Origin of the sequence: uncultured Porphyromonas sp., assembly GCF_934359325.1 — a bacterium.
Taxonomy (GTDB): domain Bacteria; phylum Bacteroidota; class Bacteroidia; order Bacteroidales; family Porphyromonadaceae; genus Porphyromonas_A.
On sequence record NZ_CAKRLH010000085.1, the window covers coordinates 1 to 6489 of the forward strand.

The following is a 6489-nucleotide window of genomic DNA, read 5'->3' on the forward strand; positions in this document are numbered from 1 at the left end:
GAGATACGCAACATCGCCAACTTCCTCCGGTCAAATTCCACCCCCATTCTGAGGTACTTCTACCGCCGGGAGAGCAATGCAAAGGCGGAGGCTCTCAATCAAAATCTGCAGCGCTTCGTCAGCGTCAACTACGGAGCCAGAAACACCGACTTCTTTCTCTACCGCATCGCCCTCCACTTCTCCTAAATCCCTCACATCAACAACTCCCCTTTCACCATCCTCCCCATCCCAGCACATCAAAATGCGAATTAGCCAGTCTGTCTGACATGAGTATAGTTGATTCTTTTTGCAGCTAATATACTTTACGAGACCCTACGGGACGATCACTCTCTTCGGGGTCGTACCTTTGCAGCACTTCACTCCACACCACTTGATCTAAGCCTATTGCTATGGCGAGGTGCCGCTCCTCGGGACATATAAAAACCGACCACGTGATCACACACGTAGTCGGATCTTGTATGGTGCTGTAGGGATGAGCTTCTTAGTCCTTGGCGGCTGGATTGTAGACGTAGGCGACCGGTCTGTCACCGAGGAGGAAGCCGAGCATATTGTCACGATGCTCATACTCCATGGCGAGACGCGACTCAGTCGTTTGTGTGCCCACGTGAGGAGTCATTACGACGTTCTCCATATCGTAGAGTGCATCAAGGGGCTTATCATTGTGCTCAAAGACATCAAAGGCAGCGCCGGCGAGCTTTCCGCTCCGTAGGGCATCCACGACCGCCTGCTCGTCCATCACCGCTCCTCGTGCGACGTTGACGAGAATAGCTCCGTCACGCATCAGCTTGATCGTCTCTGCGTTGATCAGGTGCTTCGACTCCGCATTAAGCGGGGTATGTAGGGATACGATATCGCTCTCACGGAGCAGTGTCTCGAGGTCAGCATACGTTACGCCAAGAGCCTCCTCCTCGAGTGGGTCTAGTCTGTGGCGCTTATTATAGAGGATCTTGACCCCATAAGGGCGCAGGAAGTCTGCCACGCGGCGAGCGATATTTCCGAAGCCGACCAGTCCGATGGTCTTGCCTCCCAGGTCGGTCCCCATAAGACCGGTATTCACCGCATCGCGATCGCGACGCAGTCTGCTATCCCAGACGGTGATTCGACGGGTGAGCGACAGCAGCAGTGCCATCGTCAGCTCCGCCGTCCCTTGGATCACGGAGCGAGGGGTATTGGAGACCGCAATGCCACGCTTCTTCGCCGCATCCAGGTCGATGTTATTGAAGCCCACGCCGTAGTTAGCGATCATCCTGAGCTTAGGGAAGTGGTTCATCACCTCCTCCGTGATCGGGTGGGTAAAGCTGGAGGCGATCACCTCAGCGTCCTCAGGTAGGCTCGAGAGGTCGTCCGCGCTGTAGGCAAAGCCCGGCTCAGGCATAAAGACCTCACAGCCCTTCTCCTTCAGCTCGTCATAGCCCTCGGGCTTGAAGGGGGGAAAGGTAAATGCAATCTTGTGGTTCATAGCTATTCTGTAGTGAAAACGTTAAGTCATAATACCGCGTGGACCTCTCTTGCGACCACATGCTCGTGGCCGAAGCGATCGATGCGGGTGATGGTGAAGGCGACCTTAAACTTTCCCCCCAGGTCTAACGGGCGGAAGCGGCACTCGTGTGTCCGGCCGACAATATTTTCCGGATCAAGAGCCTTCTGGATCTTGGCACGCCGTGGGTGACAGTAGATCACATAGTACGCCGTCTGCTGACCGGGTGGCAGAGGGAGATCGTCCATCCAGACCAGCTCCTGGCGTCCTGAGCCGGTCAGCATGGCAGCATCCCTCTCCGGCTCCGGGAATGGCTCCATGGAGGCGGGGTAGGGTCGCGCTGGGACGAGAGCGGGGACGGACCAGTAGTCCTTGTGGAGCTGCTCAGCTATCCCCTTGTAGGAGTTTCCCCAGAGATCATCGCCGGGCCAGATCGAGTTACCGGAGGTGTGCTTAGCGGCGAGCACCATCTTGGGGTGAAGCTGATCGCCATCCATCGTCCGCCGGACATGCTGCCCCACGATCAGCTGAGCGTTCTTTATGTGGCGCGACCACCAGAGCACCAGCTCAGTGTAGTCAGCCACCTTATGTCCCATATTCCAGTAGATCTGAGGCACCACATAGTCCATCAGCCCCTCCTGGTCCCAGAGGAGGATATCGGCGTAGAGATCGTCATAGTTTTGCAGCCCACCGGTCTTGGATCCGACCGGGTGGGTTCGCTCATTTCTGTAGATGCCGAAGGGACTGATGCCGAGCTGGACGTAGGGCTTGACGCTACGGATGGTCTGTGACAGGTCTCGGATCAGCTGGGTGACGTTGTTCCTTCGCCAGTCATCCTTGGAAGCAAAGGCTTGCCCATACAGCCGATAAGCCGCTTCGTCATCAAAGGCCTCGCCGGCGATGGGGTAGGGGTAGAAGTAGTCGTCCATATGGATCCCGTCCAGGTCGTATCGGGTGACGAGGTCGCGCACCACCTTACAGGTGTAGGCGCGCACCTCGGGGAGCCCGGGATTGAAGAGCAGTTGCTTGCCATATCGGACAAACCACTCCGGATGCTGCTTCGAGGGATGCCCCTGTGCGACGTAGGAAGAGATGTCGGCCACGGCGCGGTAGGGATTGATCCAGGCATGTAGCTCGATCGAGCGCTCGTGGCAGATCTTTATCATAAAGGCAAGGGGATCCCAGAGCGGCTCCGGGGCGCGCCCCTGCTCACCCGTCAGGAATCGGCTCCACGGCTCATAGGGGGAGTAGTACCAGGCGTCAGCCTCCGGACGAACTTGGAAGTAGATCACATTTACCCCCAGCTTCGCCAGTTCGTCTACTTTGCGTCTCAGGTCTGCCTGTAGCTCTGCCACCGTCATCCGGCCGTACTGGGAGCGGAAGACGGTGGGAAACCATACCGCTCTTACCTCCTTGCGCGGAGCCTCATAGTCGGCGGAGTAGGCTCTCTCGGCCGCCTTCTCGACCACGCTCTTGCGCGATCCGCACCCGGAGGCGAGTAGGAGGATGGATAGGAGAAGCGGAAGGAGGTTAAGGGGCTGTCTCATCTCTGTAGTGTATCAGTGAAAGTGTCCATACAGTGCCTGGGTGATGGTCATGTAGACAAACATGCCGATCAGGTCGTCCAATATGGTGATGAAGGGACCTGTGGCACGTGCAGGGTCGATCTTCACCGCATGCATCAGGAGGGGGATCACAGAGCCGAAGAGGCTGGCGCAGATCACCACGACGAAGAGGCTGATCGAGACACTCGCCATCACGAGCATATCCTTGATGTAGAAGTAATTGTAGGTAAAGACTACCATGCTGATCACACTGGCGATCACCAGGGCGACGCACAGGTCATTGAGGATCGTGCGTGGGATCCGCTTCAGATCCAGGGTCCCCCGAGCGAGATCCTGCACCACGATGGTCGAGGACTGCATGCCGACATTTCCTCCCGTACCACCGATCAGGGGGATGAAAAGGGAGATCTGCGGGATCATCTCGAAGACATTGTCGTACACGCCCAGGAGCTGACTATTGAATATTCCCCCGATCATGCCGATCAGGAGCCACGGCAGGCGAGCTCCGGTCTGCTTGAGGATATTGTCCGATGTGTCGATGTCGGAGGAGAGACCGCTCGCCATCTGGCTCTCAGCCTCGTGCTTCTCCCGCATCTCATCGACGACGTCATCGATGGTGATCACCCCCTTCAGTCGTCCGAGGGCGTCGACGACCGGTATCGCCACCAGGTCATACTGGTCGAAGGTATTGATCACCGTATCCATCGAGTCGCTCTCGTGGAGGATCACGGGATTGGGCAGCATGACGTACCGTATCTCGCTGATGGAGGGATTGGTGATCACGGTCTTGGTTGGCAGTATACCGATCAGGCGCTTTAGGTCATCGACGACGTAGACATAGTAGATCTCATCCAGCTCCTCAGCCTGCCGGCGCATCTCATCGAGGCACATCGGCATGGACCAGTTGGCATTGACCACGATCATCTCCTTCCGCATCACCCCTCCTGCGGTATCCTCATCGTAGTGGAGCAGGTCGACGATATTCCCCGCCTGATCCAGGTCCGGTATATGAGCCAAGATCGCATCCTGCCGCTCGGCGCGGAGGTCACGGATGAGGTCTGCCGCGTCGTCGGTATCCATATTCTGGACGATCTTCGTAGCGATCTCCTGCTCCGGCACCAGCGAGAGGATCTCCCTCCGTCGGTCCTCATCCATCTCGGTGATCACGTCCGCCACCTTCACGTCCGGCAGCACCCTCAGCGCACGCGTCGCATCCTCATCCGACAGGTCGTCGATGAAGGTGGCGATGTCCGTCGGGTGCATCGCATTGAAGGTCCGCTGCAGCTTTGCCGCATCATTGCTCCGGAGGTAGTCGCGGAGCTCCTTGGTCAGCTCGGGGGTCAGTTCGATCATCTCAGCTTCTCGTCATCATTAGGGCAGGTCATCGTCCGATCCACAGCTCTTGTCAGGGCAATGAAGTCCTCCACATCGAGCTGCTCCGGACGCATCGTCAGGTAGCGCTCCAGCTCCGGCGGGATCGGCTCCGGCAGGAGACCTCTCAGCGAGGATCGGATCATCTTACGCCGCTGCGCAAAGGCCGCCTTCACCACCTGACGAAAGCGCCCCTCTTCCACGCCGAGAGAGGTCCGGTCGTTGCGCGTCAGTCGGAGTACTCCGCTCTGGACCTTAGGGGGTGGGGTGAAGGCTCCCGGCGGGACGGTAAAGAGGTACTCAGCATCGTACCAGGCTCGCAGCAGGACCGTAAGGATCCCGTAGTCTCTGCTCCCCGGCTCAGACGTCAGTCGGCGAGCCACTTCCTTCTGCAGCATACCGCCTGCCATAGGGATCAGGTCACGGTACTCCAGCATGTGGAAGAAGATCTGGCTCGAGATATTGTACGGGTAATTCCCGATCAGCAGGAAGGGCTCCTCCTTAGCGAAGACTCGGTCCAGCGGCAGCGTCAGGAAGTCCCCCTCGATCAGCCGGCGCCCATTGAGTGATGGGAAGGTCTCCCTCAGGTAGTCCACCGACTCGTGATCCAGCTCCACCACCACCGTATCCCGATAAAGAGGGAGGAGGTACTTCGTCAGTACGCCCATACCGGGTCCCACCTCCAGGATCGGCAGATCCCGACGGGACTCAAGTATCTCAGCGATACGCTCCGCCACAGACTCATCGTGGAGGAAGTGCTGTCCGAGGGCTTTCTTAGCTCGTACGCGTCTTGCCATTATACTCAGGGAGGATGCTCTCTGTCAGCGGTGTTGGAGGAGAAGGAGCTCACTTAGAGCGAAAAAGACTACCTTTGCCCCATCTATCACCGAGGTCACCACTTCTCAGCACCCCGTTACGTACAAAAGTACCAAAAAGACTGCGGACCCACGCACTCATGGCCAGTAAGCTACACAAGAGTCTCCGGATCATCCTCCCGCTCCTCCTCGGCGGGCTGCTGATCGTGCTGCTCTATCGTAAGGTGGACTTCGAGGTGGTCCGGTCCACGCTGACGAGTGACGTAAGGTGGGAGGTGATCGCCCTCACCTGCCTCCTCGGACCGATCTCCGTACTCTTCCGTGCCCTCCGGTGGGACCTCCAGGTGGAGCCGCTTCGACGTGAGGGGATGGGCTCTACTCTGGGCGCCTCCATCCTCCACGTCCAGGGCAGCTATGCGGTCAATATGGCGATCCCAAGACTCGGGGATCTCTGGCGCTGCACCTCCATGCAGGGCTACACGGGACTCCCCTTCTCCCGGCTCCTCGGGACGATGATTGCCGAGCGCGCTGTCGACATGATCACCACCCTCCTCCTGATCATCCCCGGGCTGGCTCTCAATGCGACCTACTTCACCACCTTTCTCCACGACTATGTGCGGAGGTCCTCAGTCGGCGGACCGGCAGGGTCCCCGCGGACCTGGCTGATCCTGATCCTGGCACTCCTCCTCGTGGTCTTTCTTCTGCGGTGGCTGATCCGACACTTTCAGCTCCGCCGTAAGTTGCAGAAGGGGTGGCTCGACTTCCTGGCCGGTCTGCGAACCATCGGTGAGATGAGTCGTGGCGCTAGGTGGCTCTTCCTCCTCTACACCCTCGGCATCTGGCTCTGTTACTTCTTTGCATTCTACCTCACATTTCAGGCTTTTAGCTTTACCGAAAGGCTCGGAGCCGACGTGGCACTGGTGATCTTCTCACTCATCACGATCTCCTCGATCCTCCCTGTACAGGGAAATATCGGACCGTGGCACTTTGTGGTGATCCAGTCGCTGATCTTCTTCGGCGTGGCTGCTGATCCGGCGGCCTCCTTTGCCCTGATCGTCCACGCCTCACAGACCGCCACCACGACCCTGGTCGGACTGGTGGCGATCCTCCTCCTCCCCCTACTCCGAGAGAACCCCGAATCATGACTAAGACCGGATACCTGCTCACCAATACCGGCTCCCCTCGCTCCTGTCGGGTGGAGGATGTACGACAGTACCTCGAGACCTTCCTGACCGACCCCGCTGTGATGGGCATGCCCTAT

6 protein-coding genes are annotated in these 6489 nt (G+C 58.3%); 2 read left to right on the forward strand and 4 right to left on the reverse strand.

The annotated features are described in order from the left end of the window. A partial coding sequence (locus tag Q0F21_RS04445) for a transposase (protein WP_297237777.1) occupies positions 1-186 on the forward strand: 186 nt, incomplete at its 5' end. Between the two features lie 295 nt (positions 187-481). Here the strand turns inward: Q0F21_RS04445 and Q0F21_RS04450 are convergent. The 4 genes from Q0F21_RS04450 to rsmA are packed head-to-tail and all read right to left on the reverse strand — an operon-like array spanning position 482 to position 5210. Beyond that, positions 482-1459 (reverse strand): NAD(P)-dependent oxidoreductase, encoded by a 978-nt coding sequence (locus tag Q0F21_RS04450; protein WP_297237779.1) that lies wholly within the window; start codon positions 1457-1459, stop codon positions 482-484. Between the two features lie 26 nt (positions 1460-1485). Continuing rightward, positions 1486-3024, reverse strand: coding sequence for a family 10 glycosylhydrolase (locus Q0F21_RS04455; RefSeq protein WP_297237781.1), 1539 nt, complete (start codon positions 3022-3024; stop codon positions 1486-1488). A 12-nt stretch (positions 3025-3036) separates the two neighbouring features. Further along, positions 3037-4395 (reverse strand): magnesium transporter, encoded by a 1359-nt coding sequence (gene mgtE / locus Q0F21_RS04460; RefSeq protein WP_018107524.1) that lies wholly within the window; start codon positions 4393-4395, stop codon positions 3037-3039. Continuing rightward, a complete protein-coding gene (gene rsmA / locus Q0F21_RS04465) occupies positions 4392-5210 on the reverse strand; it encodes a 16S rRNA (adenine(1518)-N(6)/adenine(1519)-N(6))-dimethyltransferase RsmA (RefSeq protein ID WP_297237783.1) in 819 nt (272 codons plus the stop codon). The genes mgtE and rsmA overlap by 4 nt, the downstream gene beginning before the upstream one ends. 158 nt (positions 5211-5368) lie before the next feature. Between rsmA and Q0F21_RS04470 the strand changes: the two genes are divergently transcribed. Next, a complete protein-coding gene (locus Q0F21_RS04470) occupies positions 5369-6373 on the forward strand; it encodes a lysylphosphatidylglycerol synthase transmembrane domain-containing protein (RefSeq protein ID WP_297237785.1) in 1005 nt (334 codons plus the stop codon). The last annotated feature ends 116 nt before the right edge of the window (positions 6374-6489 follow it).